24 protein-coding genes, 3 tRNA genes and 1 pseudogene are annotated in these 22,544 nt (G+C 72.2%); 10 read left to right on the top strand and 18 right to left on the bottom strand.

Translation table 11 applies throughout. From position 1 onward, the window contains the following. Positions 1 to 48: 48 nt before the first annotated feature. Both BLW47_RS07535 and BLW47_RS07530 read right to left on the bottom strand, forming a co-directional pair. The gene (locus BLW47_RS07535; protein ID WP_091553407.1) at positions 49 to 1,617 is read right to left on the bottom strand and encodes an aldehyde dehydrogenase family protein; all 1,569 of its coding nucleotides are present in this window, start codon (positions 1,615 to 1,617) and stop codon (positions 49 to 51) included. Between the two features lie 317 nt (positions 1,618 to 1,934). Beyond that, positions 1,935 to 2,726, bottom strand: coding sequence for an LPXTG cell wall anchor domain-containing protein (locus BLW47_RS07530; protein ID WP_091553403.1), 792 nt, complete (start codon positions 2,724 to 2,726; stop codon positions 1,935 to 1,937). A 470-nt stretch (positions 2,727 to 3,196) separates the two neighbouring features. Between BLW47_RS07530 and BLW47_RS07525 the strand changes: the two genes are divergently transcribed. Further along, positions 3,197 to 4,378 carry a YncE family protein gene (locus BLW47_RS07525; RefSeq protein ID WP_139307194.1) on the top strand — a complete coding sequence of 394 codons (1,182 nt, stop codon included), beginning with the start codon at positions 3,197 to 3,199 and terminating at the stop codon, positions 4,376 to 4,378. A 91-nt stretch (positions 4,379 to 4,469) separates the two neighbouring features. Here the strand turns inward: BLW47_RS07525 and bsaP are convergent. Both bsaP and bioB read right to left on the bottom strand, forming a co-directional pair. Then, positions 4,470 to 4,739: pseudogene (bsaP, locus tag BLW47_RS07520) on the bottom strand (biotin synthase auxiliary protein BsaP); the annotation flags it as partial. Beyond that, the gene (bioB, locus tag BLW47_RS07515; RefSeq protein WP_091553395.1) at positions 4,664 to 5,659 is read right to left on the bottom strand and encodes a biotin synthase BioB; all 996 of its coding nucleotides are present in this window, start codon (positions 5,657 to 5,659) and stop codon (positions 4,664 to 4,666) included. The gene bioB and the pseudogene bsaP, both read right to left, overlap by 76 nt. Before the next feature lie 59 nt (positions 5,660 to 5,718). Between bioB and BLW47_RS07510 the strand changes: the two genes are divergently transcribed. Both BLW47_RS07510 and bioD read left to right on the top strand, forming a co-directional pair. Continuing rightward, positions 5,719 to 6,855 carry an 8-amino-7-oxononanoate synthase gene (locus BLW47_RS07510; RefSeq protein ID WP_091553392.1) on the top strand — a complete coding sequence of 379 codons (1,137 nt, stop codon included), beginning with the start codon at positions 5,719 to 5,721 and terminating at the stop codon, positions 6,853 to 6,855. A gap of 23 nt (positions 6,856 to 6,878) precedes the next feature. Continuing rightward, positions 6,879 to 7,580, top strand: coding sequence for a dethiobiotin synthase (gene bioD / locus BLW47_RS07505; protein WP_091554594.1), 702 nt, complete (start codon positions 6,879 to 6,881; stop codon positions 7,578 to 7,580). Here bioD and BLW47_RS07500 read toward each other — a convergent pair. Then, positions 7,573 to 8,241, bottom strand: a complete 669-nt coding sequence (locus tag BLW47_RS07500) for a class I SAM-dependent methyltransferase (protein ID WP_091553388.1) — start codon at positions 8,239 to 8,241, stop codon at positions 7,573 to 7,575. The genes bioD and BLW47_RS07500 overlap by 8 nt on opposite strands. A 183-nt stretch (positions 8,242 to 8,424) precedes the next feature. On the opposite strand from BLW47_RS07500, the gene BLW47_RS07495 reads away from it, so the two are divergent. Together BLW47_RS07495 and BLW47_RS07490 are read left to right on the top strand one after the other, a co-directional pair. Beyond that, the gene (locus BLW47_RS07495; protein WP_245736551.1) at positions 8,425 to 9,255 is read left to right on the top strand and encodes a hypothetical protein; all 831 of its coding nucleotides are present in this window, start codon (positions 8,425 to 8,427) and stop codon (positions 9,253 to 9,255) included. Between the two features lie 22 nt (positions 9,256 to 9,277). Continuing rightward, positions 9,278 to 10,123 carry a DUF6807 domain-containing protein gene (locus tag BLW47_RS07490; RefSeq protein WP_091553386.1) on the top strand — a complete coding sequence of 282 codons (846 nt, stop codon included), beginning with the start codon at positions 9,278 to 9,280 and terminating at the stop codon, positions 10,121 to 10,123. Between the two features lie 9 nt (positions 10,124 to 10,132). Here the strand turns inward: BLW47_RS07490 and BLW47_RS07485 are convergent, their stop codons facing one another. Then, complete coding sequence (locus tag BLW47_RS07485) at positions 10,133 to 10,735, bottom strand: TetR/AcrR family transcriptional regulator (RefSeq protein WP_091553382.1); 603 nt, start codon at positions 10,733 to 10,735, stop codon at positions 10,133 to 10,135. 169 nt (positions 10,736 to 10,904) lie between these two features. Here BLW47_RS07485 and BLW47_RS07480 point away from each other — a divergent pair, with 169 nt between their 5' ends. The 5 genes from BLW47_RS07480 to BLW47_RS07460 all read left to right on the top strand — a co-directional run bounded on the left by BLW47_RS07480 (position 10,905) and on the right by BLW47_RS07460 (position 14,626). Further along, on the top strand, positions 10,905 to 13,049 hold the full coding sequence (locus BLW47_RS07480) for a TRAP transporter permease (RefSeq protein WP_091553379.1): 2,145 nt from the start codon (positions 10,905 to 10,907) through the stop codon (positions 13,047 to 13,049). 13 nt (positions 13,050 to 13,062) lie between these two features. Then, complete coding sequence (locus tag BLW47_RS07475) at positions 13,063 to 14,085, top strand: TAXI family TRAP transporter solute-binding subunit (protein ID WP_091553376.1); 1,023 nt, start codon at positions 13,063 to 13,065, stop codon at positions 14,083 to 14,085. A gap of 273 nt (positions 14,086 to 14,358) precedes the next feature. Continuing rightward, positions 14,359 to 14,431 (top strand) — tRNA-Gly (locus BLW47_RS07470). 37 nt (positions 14,432 to 14,468) lie between these two features. Further along, positions 14,469 to 14,539: transfer RNA gene (locus tag BLW47_RS07465), tRNA-Cys, on the top strand. Between the two features lie 12 nt (positions 14,540 to 14,551). Beyond that, a tRNA-Val gene (locus tag BLW47_RS07460) sits at positions 14,552 to 14,626 on the top strand. Between the two features lie 71 nt (positions 14,627 to 14,697). On the opposite strand, the gene BLW47_RS07455 is transcribed toward BLW47_RS07460, so the two are convergent. The 12 genes from BLW47_RS07455 to BLW47_RS07395 all read right to left on the bottom strand — a co-directional run bounded on the left by BLW47_RS07455 (position 14,698) and on the right by BLW47_RS07395 (position 22,502). Next, positions 14,698 to 15,912 carry a tyrosine-type recombinase/integrase gene (locus tag BLW47_RS07455; protein ID WP_091553372.1) on the bottom strand — a complete coding sequence of 405 codons (1,215 nt, stop codon included), beginning with the start codon at positions 15,910 to 15,912 and terminating at the stop codon, positions 14,698 to 14,700. After that, positions 15,912 to 16,118, bottom strand: a complete 207-nt coding sequence (locus BLW47_RS07450) for an excisionase family DNA-binding protein (RefSeq protein ID WP_091553369.1) — start codon at positions 16,116 to 16,118, stop codon at positions 15,912 to 15,914. The genes BLW47_RS07455 and BLW47_RS07450 overlap by 1 nt, the downstream gene beginning before the upstream one ends. Positions 16,119 to 16,131: 13 nt before the next feature. Continuing rightward, on the bottom strand, positions 16,132 to 17,868 hold the full coding sequence (locus BLW47_RS07445) for a replication initiator (RefSeq protein ID WP_091553365.1): 1,737 nt from the start codon (positions 17,866 to 17,868) through the stop codon (positions 16,132 to 16,134). Positions 17,869 to 18,091: 223 nt separating this feature from the next. Beyond that, positions 18,092 to 18,547 (bottom strand): hypothetical protein, encoded by a 456-nt coding sequence (locus BLW47_RS07435; protein WP_091553356.1) that lies wholly within the window; start codon positions 18,545 to 18,547, stop codon positions 18,092 to 18,094. Beyond that, positions 18,544 to 19,185: a hypothetical protein gene (locus tag BLW47_RS07430; protein ID WP_091553351.1), complete on the bottom strand. Its 642-nt coding sequence runs from the start codon at positions 19,183 to 19,185 to the stop codon at positions 18,544 to 18,546. Before BLW47_RS07430 ends, BLW47_RS07435 begins: the two co-directional genes overlap by 4 nt. After that, positions 19,170 to 19,436: a hypothetical protein gene (locus tag BLW47_RS07425; protein ID WP_091553347.1), complete on the bottom strand. Its 267-nt coding sequence runs from the start codon at positions 19,434 to 19,436 to the stop codon at positions 19,170 to 19,172. The genes BLW47_RS07430 and BLW47_RS07425 overlap by 16 nt, the downstream gene beginning before the upstream one ends. Further along, on the bottom strand, positions 19,433 to 19,675 hold the full coding sequence (locus tag BLW47_RS07420; protein WP_139307193.1) for a hypothetical protein: 243 nt from the start codon (positions 19,673 to 19,675) through the stop codon (positions 19,433 to 19,435). Before BLW47_RS07420 ends, BLW47_RS07425 begins: the two co-directional genes overlap by 4 nt. Next, positions 19,672 to 19,860 carry a hypothetical protein gene (locus BLW47_RS07415; RefSeq protein ID WP_091554592.1) on the bottom strand — a complete coding sequence of 63 codons (189 nt, stop codon included), beginning with the start codon at positions 19,858 to 19,860 and terminating at the stop codon, positions 19,672 to 19,674. Before BLW47_RS07415 ends, BLW47_RS07420 begins: the two co-directional genes overlap by 4 nt. A 26-nt stretch (positions 19,861 to 19,886) precedes the next feature. Next, on the bottom strand, positions 19,887 to 20,195 hold the full coding sequence (locus tag BLW47_RS07410; protein ID WP_245736510.1) for a spread protein: 309 nt from the start codon (positions 20,193 to 20,195) through the stop codon (positions 19,887 to 19,889). Then, the gene (locus tag BLW47_RS07405; protein WP_245736508.1) at positions 20,192 to 21,841 is read right to left on the bottom strand and encodes an FtsK/SpoIIIE domain-containing protein; all 1,650 of its coding nucleotides are present in this window, start codon (positions 21,839 to 21,841) and stop codon (positions 20,192 to 20,194) included. The genes BLW47_RS07410 and BLW47_RS07405 overlap by 4 nt, the downstream gene beginning before the upstream one ends. Further along, positions 21,841 to 22,005, bottom strand: coding sequence for a hypothetical protein (locus BLW47_RS25060; RefSeq protein ID WP_175543543.1), 165 nt, complete (start codon positions 22,003 to 22,005; stop codon positions 21,841 to 21,843). Before BLW47_RS25060 ends, BLW47_RS07405 begins: the two co-directional genes overlap by 1 nt. Before the next feature lie 98 nt (positions 22,006 to 22,103). Next, the gene (locus BLW47_RS07395; protein ID WP_091553332.1) at positions 22,104 to 22,502 is read right to left on the bottom strand and encodes a transcriptional regulator; all 399 of its coding nucleotides are present in this window, start codon (positions 22,500 to 22,502) and stop codon (positions 22,104 to 22,106) included. Positions 22,503 to 22,544: the final 42 nt, after the last annotated feature.

Below are 22,544 nucleotides of genomic sequence, written 5' to 3'. Positions count from 1 at the left end.
GACGACAACAAACGCACCCACACCCGGCGTGCGAGCGGACGCCGCGCGTCAGGTGGCGGGGTAGCTGTTGTAGTCGGGGAAGTTGCCGTAGAGGCGGTCCTCGCTGCCGCCCACGGTGACCGCCTGCACGAGCAGCTCGCCGCCGACGAACGCCCCCTTCCAGGACGCGCCCCGGCCACCGAACGGCTCCTCGCGGTCGCCGCGTGAGCGTGGCTTGTTAATGCCGACCTTGAACGCCTGCAGGTCGACGGCGAGCTTCGCCGCCTCCTCCTCGTTGTCGCAGGCGAGGCTGGCGACCAGCGCGCCGTTGGAGGCGTTCATCTGGGCGAGCAGCTCATCCTCGGTGTCGACCACGACGATCGTGTCGACCGGGCCGAACGGCTCGGCGTGCATGAGCCGGGAACGGCCGGGCGGGGCGAGCAGCACCGACGGCGCGACGTAGGCGGAGGTGTCCTGGCCGGGCAGGAACGGGGCGCCGTCGAGCTTGCCGCGGTAGAGCGGGACCGCGCCGCCGCGTACCGCCTCGTCGACCTTGCGGCGCAACTCGTCGGCCTTGGCGCCGCTGATCAGCGGTCCGAAGTCGAGCTCCGGGAGGGCGTCGCCCTCGGCCCAGTCCTCGCCGACCGCGAGCGGGTGACCGAAGCGCACCGACCGGACCACCGGCAGGTACATGTCGAGGAACTCGTCGACCAGGTCCCGCTGGACCACGAACCGGGGGTACGCGGTGCAGCGCTGCTTGCCGTACTCGAAGCCCTTCTTGAGGTGCGCGGCGAGCAGGTCCCACTGCGAGAAGTTCCAGATGCCCCAGGCGTTGAGGCCCTCCTGTTCGATCATGTGCCGCTTGTCGGTGTCGAGCAGCGCGGCGGCGACCTTGCCGCCGTTGGAGCGCCCGCCGACGAACGCGACCGCGCCGATCTCCGGCGCGCGCACCAGCACCTCGGAGAGCTCCTCGCCACTGCCGGAGAGCAGCGTGGCGGGCAGCCCGGCGCGGCGCATCAGCGCGTGCGCGACCGTGAGGCAGACGGCGCCGCCCTGGGACGGGGTCTTGGCGATCACGGCGTTGCCGGCGAGCAGCTGCACCAGCTCGGCGTGGACCAGAACGCTCATCGGGTAGTTCCAGCTGGCGATGTTGCTGACCGGGCCGGCGAGCGGCTCGCGGCCGTCGGCGAGCATCCGGTCGATCTCCTCGACGTACCAGCGCACGCCGTCGAGCGCCCGGTCCACGTCCGCGCAGGCGAGCCGCCACGGCTTGCCGATCTCCCAGACCAGCAGCAGGGCGAGCAGGTCACGGTGGAGGGTCAGCTCGTCGAGCGCCGCGGTGACCCGCGCCTTCCGCTCGGCGAGCGGGGTGGCGGCCCAGTCGCGGTGCTCGGCGGCGGCGAAGCGTACGGCCGCGCGGGCCAGGTCGCCGTCGAGCCGCGGCAGGTTGACCAGCACGGTGTTGTCGACGGGGGTGCGGACCGGCGTCGGCGTGCCGGCGGACTTCCAGCCTCCCTCGACGAGGTTACGCAGCGTGGTGGTGCTCGCCGGTGCGGCGTCGAACGCTTCGGGGGTGGCGGCCACGGCGCGGGCCAGAACGTCGTCCCAGGCGGTGCCGGCGGCAAGGCGTAGAGCCATCGTGTCTCCCTCGGGGTTTGACCAGTGGGGGCGGCGGCAGCGATGGCACCGCGGTGATCTAGGGCCGACTGTGCCGGCTGCGGTAACGGGCGGGCAACAGTACGCTCGTATGCCAGGACGACGCGCGTTCGGCTAAACGGCTATTCAGTCCCATCTATGGCGGTCCATTATGCGCCTGACCTCAGGAAATATCAGTCAGTACAGCGATGCATATCGATAATGTGAGCCGCGTCTAACATCCAGAAAGCGCTTTCCGGCCCGGACGGCGAAACGGGCCGGCGGACGCACCGTCCGCCGACCCGTTTCCCGCCGCGAGGTCAGCTCGTGAAGGTCACGCTCCGTCGACGTCGGACGAACATCAGCGCGCCGCCGCCGGCCACCAGGGCCGCGCCGAGCGCGATGAAACCGCCGACCGCGGCGCCGGTGATCGGCAGCTCCCCGTCGTCGGCGCCCTCGCCGCCGGCATTGCCGCCGCCCTCGCCGCCGTTCTCGGCGCCGGCGTCTCCGCCGACCTGGCCGTCCCCGCTCGGCGGTGCCGTGGCCCCGGGCTCGTCCGTCGAGTCCTCCGCGCCGCCCGCGCACGGCTGCAGCCAGAACACCTTGTGCTTCTCGGTCCACTCCGGGTGGTTCTTCCGGTCGACGGTGAGCCGAAGGTGGTAGCCCTGCTTCGGGTGCGGGGTCGCCTTGCCGAGGTCGAGGTCGTTCGCGGAGAACTGGAAGTACGCGTCCGGGTCCCGGCGCACCGAGCCGCCGGTCGCGTCGTCGTCGCTGACGAGCTGATCGTTGAGCCGGGCCACCTCGACGAAGTCGCCGGACGGCGGCTGGGCCTCGAGGATGAGATCGGCGCGCTCGCCCGCGTCGAAGTTGAAGAACTCGACCCGGAATTCGCAGGTCACGTGCGGCTCGTTGTTGTTCGCGTCGTCGTACGGAAAGCCGTCGATCTTGACTGTGCCGTTGGCGCCCGGCGGGTTGCCCGGCGTGGCGGCGGTGACGCCGTACCGGTGCGCGGGGACCGTCGTCGCTGCCCAGGCCGGGGTGGCGAGGGCGAGGGCGGCGGTCACGCCGGCCGCCGAGATCAGCGCAGGCATCGAGAGTCGATGCTGTCGCATTGGTGCCTCCGAGGGGGTGTGGAGAACGGGGCGCGTCATGATCGACGCGCGCCGCACGTCGTCATCGGGTAAGCGCCACTCACTTCTGCTTCGTTACGCGACGACGTTCCGCATTGGACAGGCCACGCTGCGTCAGCCTGGTGTCGTGAAAACGTGTTCCTACCGGTGATTCCCCGTGGTTGAACGATTGCGGACCGTCACCTGAGTTGTCGCGCGGCGGGACATGATGTCCGCTGTGGACCGGGCAGCTGAACGTGCCGGGACGTACTCCCGTACACCACCGGCAACCCGCGACCGACCTCGTGCGCCGCGAACGGCACGTCCGGCAGTTCGGGCTGACCGTTCGGAGCCGGACCGGTGCCGGTACGGCGAGCGGGGCACCGGCCCCCGTTCAGCTCGGGACCGCCGCTCCGGCGCGGGGTTGCGCGATCCGGCCCGCCCGCTCCGGGCCGCACCTACGCTCCGTGGCTATGTCCAGGTCACGCCGGGCGCTGCTCGCCGCCACCGTCGCCCTGCCGCTGTTCGGATGCGTGACCGAACGTACGGGGCCGGCGCCGACCCGGGCCCCGGCGTCGAACTCGGCCGCCCCGCCGGCCTCCGCCACCCCACACCGCCTGCCGGGGATGCCGCCCGACCCGGACCCCCGCAACGTGTACGCCCCCGCCGGGCCGAACATGCTCAGCGATCAGGTGCGCGGGCACCGCAACCTGGTCTACGTCCCGCACACCGTCAGCAACGACGTCTACGTCATCGACCCCACGACGTACAAGGTGGTCGACAAGTATCCGGGCGGCGAGGAGGCGCAGCACATCGTCCCGTCGTACGACCTGTCCACCCTCTACGTGGCCTCCAGCAAGGTGCCGGGCGGGGGGCTGGTGCCGATCGACCCGAAGACCGGCAAGCCGGGCAAGGAGATCAAGGTCGAGGACGTCTACAACCTCTACTTCACCCCGGACGGCAAGTACGGCATGGTGGTGGCGGAGTTCTTCAAGCGGCTCGACTTCTACGACCCGAAGACCTGGAAGAAGGTGTCCTCGGCGGAGTTCCCGGACTGCGCCGGCATCAACCACGTGGATTTCACCGCGGACGGCCGGACCATGCTGGTCAGCTGCGAGTTCGCGAACCGGATGATCGCCGTCGACACCGAGACGCGCCGCAAGCTGCGCGCCTTCACGTTGGACAAGGCGACCAACGGCATGCCGCAGGACACCCGGCTCACCCCGGACGGCCGGCACTTCCTGGTCGCCGACATGCACGCGCACGGCGTGTACGTCTTCGACGGGGCGGCGACCCGACAGACCGGCTTCATCCCGACCGGCCGTGGCGCGCACGGCATCTACTTCAGCCGCGACGGCCGCCGCGCCTTCGTCTCCAACCGCGACGAGGGCAGCATCAGCGTCCTGGACACCACGACCCTCAAGCCGGTCGCGAAGTGGCAGCTTCCCGGCGGCGGGAGCCCCGACATGGGTGGCCTCTCCGCGGACGGCAAGCAACTCTGGCTGGCCGGCCGCTACCACGGCGAGGTCTACGTCATCGACACCGACAACGGCCGCCTCATCACGCGCATCCCGGTGGGTAACGGCCCGCACGGCCTGGTCGTCTGGCCCCAACCCGGCCGCTACTCCCTCGGCCACACCGGCAACATCCGCTAGCCCCGACGCCCTGCCGATCTTGCAGTTGTGGCCGTGCTTTTGTCGTCATTGACGGCGATTTGTCGCCGCCACAACTGCAAGATCGACGTGGTCAGGGGCTGGTGGTGGTGCCGTGTTCGACGCAGGTCGCGGACCAGCCGGTCGGCAGCACCTGGACCTTCATCCGGCGGCGGCAGCGCGGGCAGAAGCGCGGGGGTTCCAGGGCGCGGGCCGTGACGCACGCCTCGTGGACGCCCCTGCCCGCGTCCCCGCCGCAACGGTCGCACCAGAGCGTCACGGCCGTGCTCACAGCGTCGCCGACAGCGCCTTGACCGGCATCTTCAGGTCTTCGAGCAGCGCGAGGTCGTCGGTCGCCGGTCGTCCCAGGGTGGTCAGGTAGTTGCCGACGATCACCGCGTTGATGCCGCCCAGCAGGCCGTCGCGGGTGCCGAGGTCGCCCAGGGTGATCTCCCGGCCGCCGGCGTACCGCAGGATCGTGCGCGGCATGGCCAGCCGGAACGCGGCGATCGCCCGCAGCGCGTCGCGGGCCTCGACCACCGGCCGGTCGCCCAGCGGCGTGCCCGGGCGGGGGTTGAGGAAGTTGAGGGGCACCTCGTGCGGGTCCAGCTCGGAAAGCTGCGCCGCGAACTCGGCCCGCTGCTCGATCGTCTCGCCGAGCCCGAGGATGCCGCCGCAGCAGACCTCCATCCCGGAGGCGCGCACCATCGTCAGCGTCTCCCAGCGCTCCTCCCAGGAGTGGGTGGTGACCACGTTCGGGAAGTAGGAGCGGCAGGTCTCCAGGTTGTGGTTGTAGCGGTGCACTCCCATGTCGACCAGCTCGTCGACCTGCTCCTGGCTGAGCATGCCGAGCGAGGCCGCTACCTGGATGTCCACCTCGGCCTTGATCGCGGCCACGCCCTCGCGCATCTGCTTCATCAGCCGCGCGTCCGGGCCGCGCACCGCCGCCACGATGCAGAACTCGGTCGCCCCGGTCGCCGCCGTCTGCTTGGCGGCCTCGACCAGGGACGGGATGTCCAGCCAGACCGAGCGCACCGGCGAGGCGAACAGGCCGGACTGGGAGCAGAAGTGGCAGTCCTCGGGGCAGCCGCCGGTCTTCAGCGACACGATCCCCTCGACCTCGACTTCCGGGCCGCACCAGCGCATCCGCACCTCGTGGGCGAGCTGCAGCGCCGCCGGCACGTCCTCGTCGGGGAGGCGCAGCACGGCGAGCACGCCGGCCTCGTCGAGGCCGACGCCACCGTCGAGCACCTGGCTGCGGGCGTGATCGAGGATCTCTGGCATGGTCGTACCCTACAAGGGATTATGTGGGGCGTGGACAACGGTCGGGGGGCGAAGACAGAGTGTCCGATTGGCTGGCGGGGCTCGACCGCCGGGCGGCGCTGCGGGCCAAGGCCGGCCTGACCCGGCGACTGCGCCCGCGAGGTGCCGCCGACACCGTCGTCGACCTCGCCGGCAACGACTATCTCGGGCTGTCGCGGCACCCCGCGGTGGTCGAGGCGGCCGCGGTCGCGCTGACCGGGTACGGCCTGGGGGCGACCGGCTCGCGCCTGGTCCGCGGCACCACCGAGCCGCACGCCGCGCTCGAGGAGGCCCTGGCGAGCTGGCTCGGCGTCGAGCGGGCGCTCGTCTTCTCCTCCGGCTACCTGGCCAACCTCGCCGCAGTGCGCGCGCTGGTGGAGCCGGGAACCCTGCTGATCTCGGACGCGCACAACCACGCGTCGCTGATCGACGGTTGCCGCATCTCCCGCGGAGACGTGGAGGTCACGCCGCACGGCGACGTGGCGGCCGTGGACGCGGCGCTCGCCGCGGCGCCGGGGCGGCCGGCCGTCGTCGTCACCGAGTCGATCTTCTCGGTGGACGGTGATCTGGCCCCGCTGCGGCAGCTGCACGGGACCGTCCGGCGGCACGGCGCGCTGTTGCTGGTCGACGACGCGCACGCGCTGGGCCTGATCGGGCCGGAGGGCGCGGGCGGCGTGGCGGCGGCCGGGCTGGCGGGCGAGCCGGACGTGGTGGTGACCGCCACGCTCTCCAAGTCCCTGGGCGGCGCGGGTGGCCTGGTCGCCGGCCCGGCGCCGCTGATCCGGGATCTGATCGACACCGGCCGGACGTTCATCTTCGACACCGCGCTGCCGCCGGCGGTCGCCGCCGGGGTGTTGGCCGCGACCCGGCTGACCCGCGACGGCGCCACCCTGCGCGCCGAGTTGGCCGACCGCGCCGCGGCCGCGGTGCGCCGGCTCACCGCCGCCGGGCTCACCGTGTCGGCGCCGGCCGGGGGCGTGATCTCGGTCGACGCGCCGGGGCCGGAGGCGGCCGTCGACTGGGCCGCGGACTGCCTCGACCGGGGCGTGGCGGTCGGCTGCTTCCGCCCACCGTCCACACCGGACGGCCGGTCCCGGATACGGTTGACCGTCAACGTGGGCGTGCCGCGCGTCGACTTCGACCGGGCGCTGGATGTGATCGTGGAGTGTGCACCGTGACGGATCAGGCCTGGCGCGGAGCGATCCTGGTGACCGGCACCGACACCGGGGTCGGCAAGACCGTGGTGACCGCGGCGATCGCGGCCGCGGCGCAGGCGGCCGGGCTGCGGGTCGCGGTGGTGAAGCCGGGCCAGACGGGTACGGTCACCGGCGACTCCGACGAGGCCACCGTGCGCCGGCTGGCGGACCCGACGACCGCCCGCACCCTGGCCGGATATCCCGAGCCGCTCGCCCCGCTGGCCGCGGCGCGGGTCGCGTCGATGGCGCCGCTCGAGCTCTACGCCGTCGTCGACGCGGTGCGCGCCGACGCCGAGAAGCACGACCTCGTGCTGGTCGAGGGGGCGGGCGGGCTGCTCGTACCGATGGGGTTGCGTCCCTCGGGCGAGCCCTGGACCGTCGCCGACCTGGCGGTCTCGCTCGGCGCGCCCGCGGTCGTGGTGGCCCGCGCCGGGCTCGGCACCCTCAACCACACGGCGCTCACCCTGGAGGCGCTGGAGCGGCGCGCGGTCCCGGCCGGGGTGGTGCTGGGGGCCTGGCCGGCGGAGCCGGAGCTGGTGCACTGGGCCAACCTCTCCGAGCTGGTGCCGAACATGGTCGGCGCGCTGCCCGACGGGGCCGGCGCGATGGATCCCGGCGTGTTCCGGCGCTCCGCGCCCGGCTGGCTGACCCCCGCCCTCCACGGCGTGCTCGACGACTGGCGCACCTGGGCCGACGAGGTCAGCTAGGCGGTCCGGCGGGGGGCAGCGCGAGCTCCCAGACGGTGGTGTGCTTGACCCCGACGGTCTCCAACGCCGGCGGGACCGGCACGTCGTAGCTGGCGAGTAGCGCGAACCGCTGCCGGGGTAGGAACGCGCGGCCGGGGTCGCCGACGAGCACCCGGGCGCCGCCGCGCGCGGCCCGGATCAGGAACCGCAGCACCCGGTTGGCCATCGCCTCGCTGTAGAAGACGTCCCCGGCGAGCACGACCTGCGCCCCCTCGGCATCGCCGTCCAGGATGTCGCCGACCGTGCCGGTCACCGCGACGCCGTTGGCTTCGGCGTTCAACGCGACCGCGGCCAGCGCCATCGGATCGATGTCGACCGCCCGAACCCCCGCCGCCCCCGCCTTCGCCGCCGCGATCGCCACCAGGCCGGAGCCGGCCGCGAGGTCCAGCACCCGCCGTCCCGCCACGAGCTCCGGGTTGTCCAGCACGTACCGCGCCAGCGCCTGCCCGCCCGCCCAGGCGAACGCCCAGAACGGTGGGGGCTGCTCGCTGCGGAACTCGCCCTCAGTGAGCTCCCAGAGGCCGATCGCGTCCTCCGCCTGATGGAGCCGGAGCTCCGGGACGTGGGCGACCGGGGCGAGTCGGGCGTACGCGCGGACGAACGCGGTGGCGGTGTCGGACACGGTCCGGATTCTGCCCGCCGCCGATCCGGGCGTGTCGGGCGGCCCGCGTGGCCGGTTCACCACCGTCGGTGAAAGTAGGCGCTTTCATTGTCGATGGGCGATAACACACCACTCTTACGTCCCCGCGCCGCAGGCCATAGCGTGGCGGGCGGAGGCAGTCGACGGACGAGGTGGTGGTTGACCGTGTGGCGCGGTGTTCGATCCGGCGCGTTCCTGACCTGCGTGACCGGGCTGGCCGTCGCGGTCGCCACCCCCGCCGCGGCGGCCCCCGGCTTCTCCGCGCGTTTCACCGAGCTGCCCGACGGGTTCGCCGCCGACGGGCGCCCGGCCACGGTCGCCGTGGTGGTCAGCCGGACCGACCGCGGCAACTGCCTGAAGGTGCGCTGGTCGCTCGTGCTGCGGGCGCAGGGGCTGCGGTTGGACCAGATGCGCGTCGACCGGATCGAGGAGGACGGGTCGTTCCCCGTGGACGTCCGGGCCGAGGGCGACGCGGCGCGCGTCACCGACGTCCAGCTCGATCCCGGCACGCTCTGCCGGGACCGGACGGTCACCGCCCGCTACCGGATCTCCGTCGCCGAGGGCGCGGCGCGGGGCCGGGTGCAGTTGACCGCGGAGGCGTACGACGGGCGGCTGCGGTTGCTGGCGCGGGAGAGCGCGACGCGGCAGGTGCTGGGTGATCCGTCGCCAACGCCGTCCGGGCGGACCCGGTCGCCGTCGCCGGAGCCGTCCGCCGCCGAGTCCGAGCCGGTCGAGCCCGCCGTGCCACCGACCCCGTCCGGGAACTCCGGCGCCGGCGGCGGGCAGCAGGCGCTCGATCCCGCGGCCGACAACCGGGGAAGTGGGCTGCCGCTGATCGGCTTCATGGTCGGGGGGCTGCTGGTCTTCTTCGGCGCCGGCCTCCTGGTCCGCACCGCGTGGCGGATGCGGCGCGCCCCCGCCGGCGCGCCCGCCATGGTCGCCCCCGACTGGTCGCGGCGCGGCACCGGCCGGGGACGCCGGACGCTGCGGTTCTAGGACGACAGGGGTAAGGACGACGGTGGACGAGAACGCACGGCTGACGGTGCGCGGCGCGACCGTCGCCGAGTACGTCATCGCGCCGGAGATCGACCCCCGTCACGGGCCCCGGCCGTTTCTGCACCCCGTCCGGACCCTCGCCGGAGTGCCGGTGACCGACGCGCTGCCCGAGGACCACCGCTGGCATCTCGGGGTCTCCGTCGCGATGCAGGACGTCGCCGGCACGAACCTGTGGGGCGGCCGCACGTACGTGCGGGGCAGCGGCTACACCTGGCGCGACGACCACGGCCGGATCGCGCACGACGCCTGGCTGGAGCGCGCCGACGACCACATCGGGCAGCGGTTGCGCTGGTGCGACCCGACCGGCGCGACCCTGCTGACCGAGCAGCGGCGGGTCGCCGCGCGCCCCGTGGACGGCCGGGACGACGCGTGGGCGCTGGACGTGACGTACACGCTGGCCGCGCCGATGGACCGGGAGATCGCGCTGGGCAGCCCGGCCACCAACGGACGCCCGGGCGGCGCCGGCTACGGCGGTTTCTTCTGGCGGGCGGCGCCGGGGCCGGCGGAGGCGTTCACGGCCGGCGCCGAGGGGGAGGAGGCCGTCAACGGCAGCACCGAGCCGTGGCTGGCGTTCGTCGGCGGCGGCGCGGGTGGGCCGGCGTACACGCTGGTGTTCTCGGGGCTGGGCGACGGCGACCACTGGTTCGTGCGGACGGGGATCTACCCGGGGGTGTGCGTGGCGCTCGCCTTCGCGCGGCCGCTGGTGATCGCGGCCGGGGGCGCGGTGCGGCGCCGGCACACCGTGCTGGTCGTCGACGGCACGCTGCGGCGCGATCAGGTCGAGGCGCTGCTCGGTCGGGTGGGCTGAGCGCCGCGCTCAGGCCAGCTGTTCGGGGCGCAGCCCGAGCTCGCGCGCGGCGGCGAGCCGTACCCACTCGGCGGCCAGCCGGCGGGACAGGACGCGTTCGTGCACGGAGACCTGCACGGCGAGCCCGTCGAGCAGGGCGTTGATCCGCCAGGCCGCGCCGGGGGCGTCGTCGCAGCTGAAGGTCCCGTCCCGGCAGCCGTCCGTGATCACCTGCGTGAGCGCCTCCTTCCAGCGCAGGTCGAGGCGGCGCGAGACCTTCTCCAACTCCGGCGTGCGCTGCGACTCCGACCAGCCGTCGATCCACATCGACCAGGACTGCGAGCGCCCGGTCGGGCCATAGAGGCGAAGGATCTTCTTCAGCTTCTCCAGCGGCGCGGCCGACGAGGCCAGCACCGCGTCGAGCCGGCCGAGGTCCTGCTCGGCGGCGTAGGCGAAGGCCTGGGCGAGCAGCCGTTCCTTCGTGGCGAAGTGGTAGAACACCAGTGCCTGGCTCACGCCGGCGGCCTGGGCGACGTCCGCCGTCCGGGTGTTGGCGAGGCCGCGTTGCACGATCACGTCGCAGGCGGTGCGCAGCAGCGAATCCAGGCGCACTTCCGCGGTACGTCTCGTCACGGGCCATACGGTAACGCATTCATCCGGGCACCGTGGGTCACTACGGATTTTTCTTGATTGATGCGACAGTCAACCCCCGGGCGGCCGGAGTCATCGACGCATCACGATTGAGAAACAATGCCGAGGTGGACGCTCGGCTGTGGGATCTGACGGGACGTAGGGTCCGCACATGCCAGACGGTCAGGCCCCGGTCGAACGAACGGCCGACGGCGGGACGACCACCGGCAGGGCCTCCACAGTGGACGAGCCGGCCGGCGCCGAGCCGACCGCCGGCCCGTCCCCGGCCCCGCCGCCCGCTGCCGAGGCGCCCGCCGCGGTCGCGGTCGACGACGAGGAACGCCCCGCCCGCCGGCTGACCGGCGTCACCGGACGGCTCGTCGCGGTCGTCGCCTTCGCGGTCGCGCTGCTCGTGCTCTGGCAGGTGTTCCGGCCGCTGTCGCAGGGCAGCCAGTTCTACCTGATCGTCTTCCTCGCCGGCGTACTCCCGCTGGTCTTCCTCAGCTACCGGTCCGGCCTGCGGCTGTCCGCGGTCCGGGCCCCCCGGCCGGCCGGGGCACGACCCGACCGGCCGTCGCCCGTCGACTGGGCGCTGGCGCTGCTCGCCCTGATCGTCTGCCTCTACCCGGTGCTGCCGGTCGCCGTCGGCGGCGCCGGCGGTGGCTACGACGCGTTCCTGAACCGCCAGGGGCTGCTCGCCCCGGCGGACGTCGCGCTGGGCACGCTGCTGCTGGTGCTGGTCATCGAGGCCTGCCGGCGCACCACCGGCTGGGTGCTGCCCGCGGTCTGCCTGGTCTTCCTCGGCTACGGCTACTACGGCGGCCTGCTGCCGCAGAGCTGGGCGATCGCCCACGCCGGGCTGGACTTCGACCAGCTCATCGACGCCTTCTACAACTCCGGCAGCGGCTTCTACGGCACCCCGCTGGACGTGGCGGCCAGCTACATCGTGCTGTTCACGATCTACGGGGCGGTGCTCGACCTCTCCGGGGCCGGCCGGTTCTTCGTGGAGCTGTCGGTCGCGGCGTTCCGACGCTCCCGCAGCGCGGCGGGGCGCACCGCCGTCGCCTCCGGCTTCCTGCTCGGCACGGTCTCCGGCTCCGGCACCGCGACCGCGGTCAGCGTCGGCGCCGTCACCTGGCCGATCCTGCGCCGGGCCGGCTACCCGGCCGACCAGGCCGGCGGGATGCTCGCCGCCGCCGGCGTCGGCGCGATCCTCTCGCCACCCACCCTCGGGGCCGCGGCGTTCATCGTCGCCGAGTACCTCAAGGTCTCCTACGTCACCGTGCTCGGCTGGGCGATGATCCCCACGGTCCTCTACTACCTGGGCATCCTGCTCGCCGTCGAGATCGACGCCCGCCGGTTCGGCGTCCGGGCCGTCGAGGTCAGCGCCGCCTCACCGGGGCGGCTGCTGGCCCGCTCCGGCTACCACTTCTCCTCGCTCGTGGTGATCGTCGTGTTGCTGGCGCTCGGGGTCACCGCCACCCGGGCGGTGGTGTTCGCCACCGCGCTGGCGTTCGTGCTCTCGTTCCTCGACCGCCGCGGCCGGCTCACCCCGCGACGACTCTTCGAGGCGCTCTCGGCCGGGGTGCGCGGCGTCCTGCCGGTCGCCGCCGTCTGCGCCGCCGCCGGCATCATCACCGCGGTCACCACCAAGACCGGGCTCGGCTCCCAGTTCGCCTCGCTGCTGGTGCGCGCCGCCCGGGCGCTGACCGATCACCCGACCGCCGTGCTGGCGCTGACCGTGCTGCTCGCCGCGATCGCGCTCTGCCTGCTCGGCCTCGCGGTGCCGGTGACCGCCTCGTTCATCATCGGCTGGGTCATCATCGGCCCCGCGCTGCTCGCGCTCGGCGTGCCCGGGCCGGCCGCCGCGATGTTCGTCTTCTACTACTCGGTGCTCTCCGAGGTCACGCCGCCGACCGCGCTGGCCGCGGTCGGCGCCGCCGCGATCACCGGCGGGCGCGCGGTCGCGACGATGCGCCAGGCGCTGAAGTACGCCCTGCCGGCGTTCCTCGCCCCCGTCGCGTTCGTGCTGACCGGCCCCGGCGAATACCTGCTCGGCCGCGGCCCCGCCACCGGGGTGCTCTGGGCCACCGCCGTCGCCTGCCTCGGCGTGGCGGCGCTCGCGGTCGCCACCGGCGGCTGGGTGCTCGGCGTCGGGCCGGCCGGCCCGGCCACGCGAGCGCTGGCGGCCGCCGCCGGCCTGCTCCTGCTCTACCTGCACCCGGTCACCATCACGACCGGGACCGCCGCGCTCGCCGCCGTGGTCGGGCTGGCGGTGCTACGCCGACGCGCCGCCGCCTCCGGCGGCGCGGCATAGGGAGGGGAGACTCATGAACCGTGCGGGACGCGTCGCCGCGGCGCTGACGGCGTGCGGCCTCGGGCTGACCGGGCTGGTCGGCTGCGGTGGGCGGCAGGACAACGCCGGCGTCGACACCGGGGGAGAAGTCACCTGCGAGGTGGCGAACGAGACCCGGATCAGCATCGCCACCGGCAACAACACCGGCGTCTACTTCGCGATCGGCAACGCCTACGCCGATCAGATCTCCACCTCCGGTGGCGGCAGGGTGAAGGCCACGGCCGCCGAGACCGGTGCCTCCGTGCAGAACATCCAGCAGTTGGTCGCCGGCACGTACCAGGTGGCGTTCTCGCTCGCCGACACCGCGGCCGACGCGGTGCAGGGCAAGGACAGCTTCGAGGGCAAGCCGCAGCCGGTGCAGGCGATCTCCCGGATCCACACCAACTACACCCAGGTGATCGCGCGCAAGGGCGCCGGCATCACCACGGTGGCCGACATGAGGGGCAAGCGGATCTCGACCGGCTCGCCGCGCTCCGGCACGGAGGTGATCGCACACCGCCTGCTGCAGGCCGCCGGCCTCGATCCGGCTACGGACGTGCAGGCGCAGCGCCTCGACCTGACCCGGACCGTCGACGGGATGAAGGACGGCTCCATCGACGCGCTCGTCTGGTCCGGCGGACTACCCACGCCCGGCATCACCGACCTGTTCACCACCGCCCGCGACCAGGTGGCGTTCGTCGACATCACCCCGCTGCTGCCCGCCCTGCAGAAGATCAACCCGGTGTACGAGGCGGGAAAGATCCCCGCCGCCACCTACGGCACGCCGGCGGACGTCACAACGATCGTGGTGCCCAACGTCCTGCTCGTGAAGAGCGACCTCGACCCGAACGTGGTCTGCGTGATCACCAAGGCGCTCTTCGAGCGCAAGCCGCAGCTCGAACAGGCCAACCGGGCGGCGAAGGAGATCAGCCTGGAAACCGCGCGCAGGACGGAGCCCGTGCCGCTGCACCGCGGTGCCACCGCCGCCCTCGACGCCCTCAACGCCCCCACCCGGTAGCCGTCCCACCCCGGGTGCGCCCGCCGATGATCTCCGACCGTGGGAACACGTCCTCGGTCGGCGGCAGATTCCTTGATCGGCGGGCGGCCCGGGCGCCGGTGGCGTGGGGCGCGGCGACGCCGGCGGCGGGTGGGGCCGGGCGGTCGCTCGGAAGAAACCGCAGGTCAGCGGCGTTGTGACCCAGCGTACGGCGCGCCGGGGCACCCCGAGTTGGCAACTGTTCCTCGCCTCGGCTAAAGTTCTCATCCGTCAGCGGGAAACACCGCAAGACAAGCGGACGTAGCGCAGTTGGTAGCGCATCACCTTGCCAAGGTGAGGGTCGCGGGTTCGAGTCCCGTCGTCCGCTCGGAGTAGGGCCCGCCAAGCACGTCGGGGGCTACCTCGGTGGAGTGGCCGAGAGGCGAGGCAACGGCCTGCAAAGCCGTGTACACGGGTTCAAATCCCGTCTCCACCTCGGCAACAACGAGGGCGATTGGCGCAGTGGGAGCGCGCTTCCTTGACACGGAAGAGGTCACTGGTTCAAACCCAGTATCGCCCACCAGCTCAGAGGCCATGTCCCATCGAGGGGCATGGCCTTTCTGCTTCTTGTACAGCAGTGAAGTACAGCAACGCTCAGCCATCGAGGGAATCTCCCAGCCGCTTGAGCGCTTCCCGCGTCGATTTCGATGAGACCTGGGTGTAGATCTCCATCGTGATCGAGAAGCGGGCATGACGCAGGATCGTCATCGCCACGCGAGGGTGCACGTCGAGGTCTGCCAGCAGCGAGCCGCAGGTGCGCCGCGCGTCATGCACCGTGATTTTCCGAACCCCGGCCTTCAAACAGCGGGCATCCCAGGAGCGGTTGAAGTTGCGTGGGTCAACCGGAGTGCCGAACGCCGTGCAGAAGACCAGGCCAGTGTGCTGCCAGGCAGAGCCCGCGGTCGGCTTCGCGGCGTCGGCATCGGCCAGACGCTGCCGCAGCGCGGTGACGCAGATGCCGGGCAGTGGCAACGTCGCGTCCGAGGCGTGCGTCTTGGTCTCGCGGTGCAGTAGCTCGCGGCGTACCCGCTGCAGCTGTCGACCGATCACCAGTTCGCCCGCGTCCAGGTCGACGTCATCGCGGGTGAGCCCCAGCACCTCTCCCTTGCGCAGCCCGAGCACGAGGACCAGGACGTAGGCCGCGTAGAGCGGATCGCGGTCGCGGCGGGCGGACTCCAGGAACCGGCGCGCTTCCTCGGTCGACCACGCCTTGCCCTTGCGTCGTCGGCCGGCAGGCAGTTTGACCAGTGTTGCCACGTTGCGGGAGAGCAGTTCCTCTTTCTGCGCGTGCGACAGCGCCGAGCGCAGTACCTTGCGGGCATCGCCGAGCGTGCTGGCCGCGGGCAGGTTGGAGCAGCAGGCCCCAGCTGCACAGCATCGGGGCATTGCACGCCGGGCGTCCTTGCCCTGGGCGCAGCACTGGCAGGCGGTAGCCAGGGCGTTAATCCAGCTCTGCACGTCGCGGACCTGCAACCGGTCGAGCCGCTTTCCGCCAAGGCCGGGGGCGATGTAGAGGCGGACCAAGGTGTCGTACGTCGCGTGCGTCAGCGGCGCCAGGTTCGGCTTGACCACGTCGCTCAGCCAGTAGGCGAGGTAGTCGCCGACGGTAGGTACGCGGGTGGCGACCGGGCCCGCCTTGGCCTGCTGGTGCAGTTTGATCCACTTGTCGTGCACAACCTCCCGCGTCTTGCCGTAGACGTACTTGCGGGTGCGCTTGCCGTCGGGCTTGGTGACCCAGACGTAGGCGGCGTAGCCGTTGCGGTACGGGAAGATCGAACCTTCACCGTTGGCGCGGGTGCGTCCGGGCATCAGGCCGCCTCCTGTCGCTCGACCTGATCGCGGATGTACTCATCCACCCACTCAGGCAGGATCCGGCGATACTTGCCATCCTTCACCGACCGCAGCTCACCCGTAGCGATCTTCATCTTGACCTTCGACAAGCCGAAGCCGAGCAGATCGGCGACCTCGGCGGGGGAGTACCACTTGGGGACCAGGGGCTGGGAACGGTCGCGCATGTCGTCCTCTCCGTCAGGCGGGCTGTTCGGCGGGCAGGGCGGAATCGGGTGATGCTCTGTCGCTTGCGGCCAGCAATGCGGCCTTCCACTGGGCGCGTTGGGACAGCGCCCGCAAGAGCCGGTGTTGTAGGGGTGGGATGTCGGGGTCGTCGGGCCGGGCCATCTCCCACGCGTAGGCGGGTGCGTCGTGCTGGTCGACGGGTTCCGCGTCGTCGGCTCCAGTGGTGACGCCGAGCAGGTTGCGCACCCACGCTCGAGCGTCGGCCCGGTGGTCGGCGAGAGTCTTTCCCGACCAGTCACGCGAGACGAGGATGCGCCGGCCGCCGATGCCGAGGGTGGCCCGCTGGTGGACCTTGCCCTTGCATCGGCCCGCTTGCAGCCTGCCGTGTGCCTTCTTCGGCTGGACGCCGTAGAGCAGCCAGTTGGCGCACCTCTCGTTGCACGGCGTGATCCGGAGCTGTTCCCACAGCCGGTCCAGGTGGTCCCGTTGCCGGTCGCTGTCTGGCTTGTGGCAGTCGGCGGCGGACTTGGTGATGTACTTCGTGATGTAGCCGATGGTGCGGTTGGCGTGGACCGTGCCGGGGGTGACGCCCTCGGCGTGGACCTGGGCGCCGAAGCGGACCACATGCGCCGGGGCGGCGTCGGGGTCGGAGTCGATGAGGTCCAGGGCGTCAGCCCACGTGGTCAGAGGTTCACGGGTGTCGGGGTCGACCCACTCTCTCCGTTCGCCGTCCCACAACGGGGGCCGGTCGAGGGAGTACACCAGCTCGTCAGCGGGCGGCCACCAGACTTGGTGATAGGTGGCGGCGGCGACCTGCCGCAGCACCGCCCGAGGGATGGTGCCTCGGATGGCGAAGTGGGCGTGTGGGGCGAGCCGGCGTTGGGGCTCGACGCAGCCGGCGTATTGGACGTTCCAGCCCACGCAGCGCCGCAGGTTCTGCCAGAACCGGTCCAGAAGCCGGGCGAAGTGCACAGCGTCCCAGGCGGCGCGCCGGTAGTCGTAGCTGTCCGGGTCAACGGGGGTGCCGTCGTCGCGAACGCGGCCGTAGGAGTCGAGCGTGAGCGACAGCCACATCGACGGGCGATGCTGCGTGCCGTCCGGGGCGCTGTAGACGCGGCCGACTGTGCGCGGCTCGACTTTCTTGCGGGGCAGGTCGGGGGCGTCCTGGCGGCGCCGGGTGGAGCGTTTGCGCCGCTTGCCCTCGCCCTGATCCTCACCGTCATCGGAGGTGTGCGGGGGTGCGACGCGGCCGCGCAGGCCCTCGGCGGAGATGGCTTCTTCCACCTCGCCGATCGCGTCGTCGAGTTCGTCGACCTGGTCCCATTGAGCGGCGCGGACGGCTTCATCACGGGCGAACTCGAAATGCGCGCGCAGCACAATCAACGCCCGCTGGCCCTCGGTGGCCGGTTGCGGCGTGGGGGCTGGTTCGTCGGCGCGGTGCCAGCCCTCACGGATCTGCGTCTGCCGCAACCGGCGGGCTCGCTTGGCGCACGGCGCGCACTTGTCCTCGCGCGTCGAGCCGCAGGGTAGGTCGATGATTTCGGTCTGGCCGGTCTGCAGGTTCGTGCGGCGCAGCGTGACGGGGTGCAGGCAGACGCCGTACTCGGCGGCCATCTCGGTCAGGACGTGGCGGGACATGGGCAGGGCGAGGCGGGCGGCGCGGGAGCCTGCCGCCGGCGCCACGGTGGCCGGGACGGCGGCGGGCGGCGGGGTGTCGGGGGCGAGGCCGGGCAGGGTGGGTGCGGTCAACGGGTCACCTCCGGAATCTCGAACAGGACGGGTTGGGTGGTGCCGGTCGGCGTGCAGCGGGTCGGGCCAATGCGGGAGGCCCAGCGGTGGGCGGCGGCTTCGTGCCGGGCGCAGGCGGTCTCGGCGCGGTAATGGCCGGTGCCGGGGTAGCCGGCTTCGATGAGGGCGGTGGCCCACCTACGGCATCGCGCGCAGTAGGTGGGCCAACCGGTCGCCATGGCGGTCAGTGCTTGCAGCCCGAGCAGTGGATCCCGCCGCACCCGGACTTACCGCGGAGCAGGGCGGCGAGGACGACGAGGACCAGGACCACGCCCGCGATGGCGGGGAACGCAGTCCGGACCGCGTCGACCAGCTGCACCGCCAAGTAGTCGACCAGCTGCACCGCCAAGTAGCCGATCCCGGCCAGGGCGCCGAGGGCCGGGACCGTGACGGCGGCGATGACGTGACCGCGCCGAAGCCGGCGCACCGCGGCCGGGGCGGGGCCGGGGGTGTCGAGGAACCGGACGGTGACGGTCACCCGGTCGCTGCCGGGGATCTGGCGGGGCTGCGTCATGGACAGCAGCCGGCCGGAGTCACGGACCAGGGCGACGGTCGCGGCGACCTCCGCCGGGGTGCCGACCACCCGGCGAGTGAGAGCCGGCGGACGGGACGAGACGCGGGCGGGCTGGATGCGGGTCATCGGGTCACCTCCGAGGCGACGACACCGTTGCGGGGCGTCTGGACGACGGACGAGATCAGCGCCGAGCGGACCGGAGCCGGCACGGTCACCGGAGCCGGAGTGGGCGCCGGACGCGGAGTCGGCGGCACGTAGGCCGGCGTCGGAGTGACCGGCATGTCGACCGGCTCCAGGTCGACAGGTCGAGCGGCCGCAGCCGGAGCGGATGCCGGCTTCACGGGTACCGGGGCCGGAGACTCGGCGGGGCGGGTGCCGGTGAGAACGAGCTTGGACAGGGCGAGGAAGGCCAGCGCGGGCACCGAGGACAGCAGCCGGGACGAGAAGCTGTCGTTGGCAACGGCGATCTGCGCGGCCAGGGACAACGCGACCGCGGCGAGCAGGATCGACAGCGGGTACAGCACCGATGCGGCCGGGTCGGCGCGGCGGCGACGGCGAATCACCAGCAGAGCGGCGGCCGGGGTGAGTTCGGAGATGACGGCGTTGGCCCAGCCGAACCACTGCCCGGTGCCGTGCGGGGCGTGCAGCATCGTCCAGTCCTTGACGTGGGTGAACGACGCGGCGCCGGCCATGCCTCCGACGGCCAGGAGAATGAGGACCAGGGCGACGGCTTCCAGCCGTTCCGGGTTCAGGAGGCGGCGCATTCGGTCACCTCCGGCTCCGGCGCAGCGGGCGGGGAGGGTCGGAGCCAGGCGCGCAGATTGCGGACATAGACAGCGCCGTAGACGAAGCAGGAGACGAGGAAGCCCCACTGCCGCGTGGTGATTGCGTAGCCGAGCCAGAGCACCTGGGCGGCGAGGCCGACGGCCCAGCCGGTCCAGGAACGCTTACCGGCGAGCCATAGGCCGGTGACGCCGACGGCCATCAGGAGCCAGGACCACAGCGGGTGGCTCATTGCGGGGCCTCCCATCGGGCGAAGGTCTCGGGGCGACAGACGGGGCACGGGATCTTCCAGATCCGATGCGCCGGTGGAGTCAGCTCGTGGGTGAGTCCGTCGTGGATGGTCGGGTTCCAGATCTGCACCTCGCCGCGCTGTTGGCACACGGTGCAGTCGTCGGGGTCGGTCACGAGGTGCAGCAAGCCCGCCGGGGTGGCGATGAAGACCAGCGGCTGTCGGAACGGGTGCAGGTTCATGCGGCCCATCCCCACGTTTCGGCGTCTTCGGCGGCGATCTCGGCGTGCTGGGCGAGGGCGGCGTCGAGGATGGCCGCCGCTTGGGTGTCGGGGGTGCAGTAGGGGCAGGTCTGGTCGGGGTCGGTGTGGGCGAGGTCGAGGCAGGTCCGGCGGATCGGGCGACGGGCCAAGCGGCGGGTACGCATCACGGGCTCCTGTCGGGCGAAGGAAGTCAGCGGTGGGTGGGGGTGATGTGCACGCGGATCCACTCCGGCGGCTCGCCGGTCGAGGCGACGGCTTCGGAGAGGCAGCGCCATAGAGCCCACGCCTCCGAGGGCGTCAGGTACATGCGGCGGCGGCCGGAGCCGACCGCGACGTAGAGGTCCGCGTCCGGGGTGATTCGGACCGTCACCGGGACGGAGGCTTTGTCGACGTGGGGGGCGCGCAGCCGGTAAAAGCGGCGCGGCTCCTCGGTCGGCTCGTCGGGCATGTCGGCGTAGGGCATCCGGGCCGGGGTGCTCTCGGGCAGGTCGGTCGTCACCGCGGCTCACCTCCGTTCCGAGTGGCGTCGAGGTCCAGAGCGTTGAGCAGCGACGGCGGCAGCAGCGGCGCGGCGGCCTGCCGAGGTGGAGTCGGGCGGAACGTGTGCCGGCCGTTGCCGTTGGTCCGGGCCGGCTTGACCGGGGCCGGGACGGGTTCGGGTTCCGGCTGGATGTCGGGCGGGGCCGCGAAGGTGGCCGCCATGTCCCGGATCACGTCATCGGCGATGTAGGAGAACCGGACCCGGGCGGGTTCGGGTTGACCGTCGAGCAGCACGTACGCGACGCCCTTGGCCGAGAGCGGGATCTGATCCGCGAGTGCTCCCCGGTCACGGGCACCGTCGCCCATCAGCATGTCGACGTGACCTCTCTCGGTCAGGCCGAGGGCGATCCGGGTCGGGAAGTAGTCCCGCACCGTCACGACTTCCTTGCGCGGGTCCTGGGTGGCCGCGACGACCAGGACGCCGAGGCCGGCACCCTGCGACAGCAGCAGTCCCAGCGCCTGCGTAATCCTGACCCGGATGTCGCTGTCCGCGAGGAACGCGATCAGGGCGGCCAGTTCGTCAATGACGATGACGATCAGCGGCTCATCGACCGTCGGCGTATGCACCCGCACCTTGCCGCGCAGCGCCTGTTGACGCACCCGCATCCGCGCGACGGCGTCTTCGAGCAGGTCCGCCATCCGGGACCAGTCGTCGTCGACGTAGCGGGAGAACAACGGCCGACCGATGGCCAGCTCCATTCCGCCCTTCGGGTCGATCGCCCACACCCGCACCAGGCCGATGCGGATGCCAGCAGCGAGGGCGCGGAGCAGGGACCAGATCACAGAGCCCTTGCCCATCCGCGTCGCACCACCGATCAACACGTGGGTGGCCAGCAGCCGCAGGCAGTAGGTCGCCAGGTCTTCCCGCAGCCCCAGCGGCAGGGCGGTGAAGTCGGGCCGCACCGGCACGGGCAGCGGCGCCACGACGCGGGTCAGCGGGTCACGGCGAATGAACACCAACCACACATGCCGGGGCCGGTCCCGGAACCGGATCGCGTCGATGCGACGCAGCAGCCACGCCAGGCGCCCTGACCGGGCGGGGGGTGCCTGGCGGCGGCCGGAGAAGACGCGGCAGTGCCGGGTGCCAAACGAGTACGCCAGGTCACGGGCGGCCTTGTGGTAGACCTCCGGGTTCTGACCCTTCGGCATCCGCAGCACCAGCTCGTCCGTGGCATCCGTACACCGCACCGACAGCAGCCGCGGCAGGACCTCGCCGCCGTCGTACTTCTTCACCAGGCCGCACAGGGACATGACCTCGTGCCACTGACGGCGGTAGATCAACAGCCGCCGCCACAGCGAGACGGCGCGGAGGACGACCAGCCTGCGGAACGAGTCGCGGCCACGCCACCACCAGACGGCGCCGGTAGCGGCGACGACGACGAGGACCAGGAGGTGAGGCCACCACCCGTGATCCCGGTAGGCGTCGACGGCGAGCAGAACCAGGACGACGACCGGCCAGGACCGCCAGTGCCGGAGGGCGAAGACGACGAAGCGACCCGCCAGGACAGTGGAGCGGACCAGCAGGAGAACGACGGTGACGGTCCAGACCAGCGGCCACGGGGCGGTGATCTGGAACCGGCGGAAGTTGACCAGCGGGGCGCGCATCACGCCACCGCCTTGCGGGAGTGCTGCTCGGTCCACGCCTCGGCGCAGACCTTGTGCACCGGCTTACCGGAGGGACTACGGCTGATCGCCGGCTTCCCGCAGATCACGCACGGGACCGGCTCGCCGGCACTGCCACCGCGCATCCAGTCCAGGACAACAGGCATGATGAACCTGCCCTTCCAGGCCGAGAGGATTTGGAGAGGGCAGCGGGGGCGGTCGAGCTTTCCTAGGGCCAAGACCGCCCCCGCGCCACGAGAAGAAGTCAGGCGGCCTTGCCGCGCGACTCCGCGAGGGTCTTCGGCGCCACCAAAGCAGTCGCCCGGAACGAGTACGCGAGCCGGCCGTTGCTGCCCACGTAGGGCGTGACCGTCAAGTTCTCGAACTCCACGGCCTGGAACGGACCCACCGGCGGCACCGGCTGCACATTGGCCAGGATCTTGATCGACACCTCACGCGACCGCGCGCCCAGCTCCGGGTCCATGTCCATCACCCGGCACTGCCACACACGCTGACCCGTCAGCTTGTCCTTGCTCGGCGTCCGCATCCGGGTCTTCTCGTCGAAGTCCTGCGCCTCCGCGATCGAATCCGGCACGAACACCGCACCGTGCGGAAAGACCGCCTCGAACGGAACCGCGAATCGAGTACCACCCCTCAGGGCCATGACCCACTCCTTCGCTGCTGCGACTTGGCCGGCGATCCGGCC

The organism is Micromonospora pattaloongensis, assembly GCF_900107255.1.
Lineage (GTDB): Bacteria > Actinomycetota > Actinomycetes > Mycobacteriales > Micromonosporaceae > Micromonospora_I > Micromonospora_I pattaloongensis.
The sequence above is the reverse complement of the archived record's forward strand: the minus strand, read 5'-3'. Positions and strand labels throughout refer to the sequence as shown.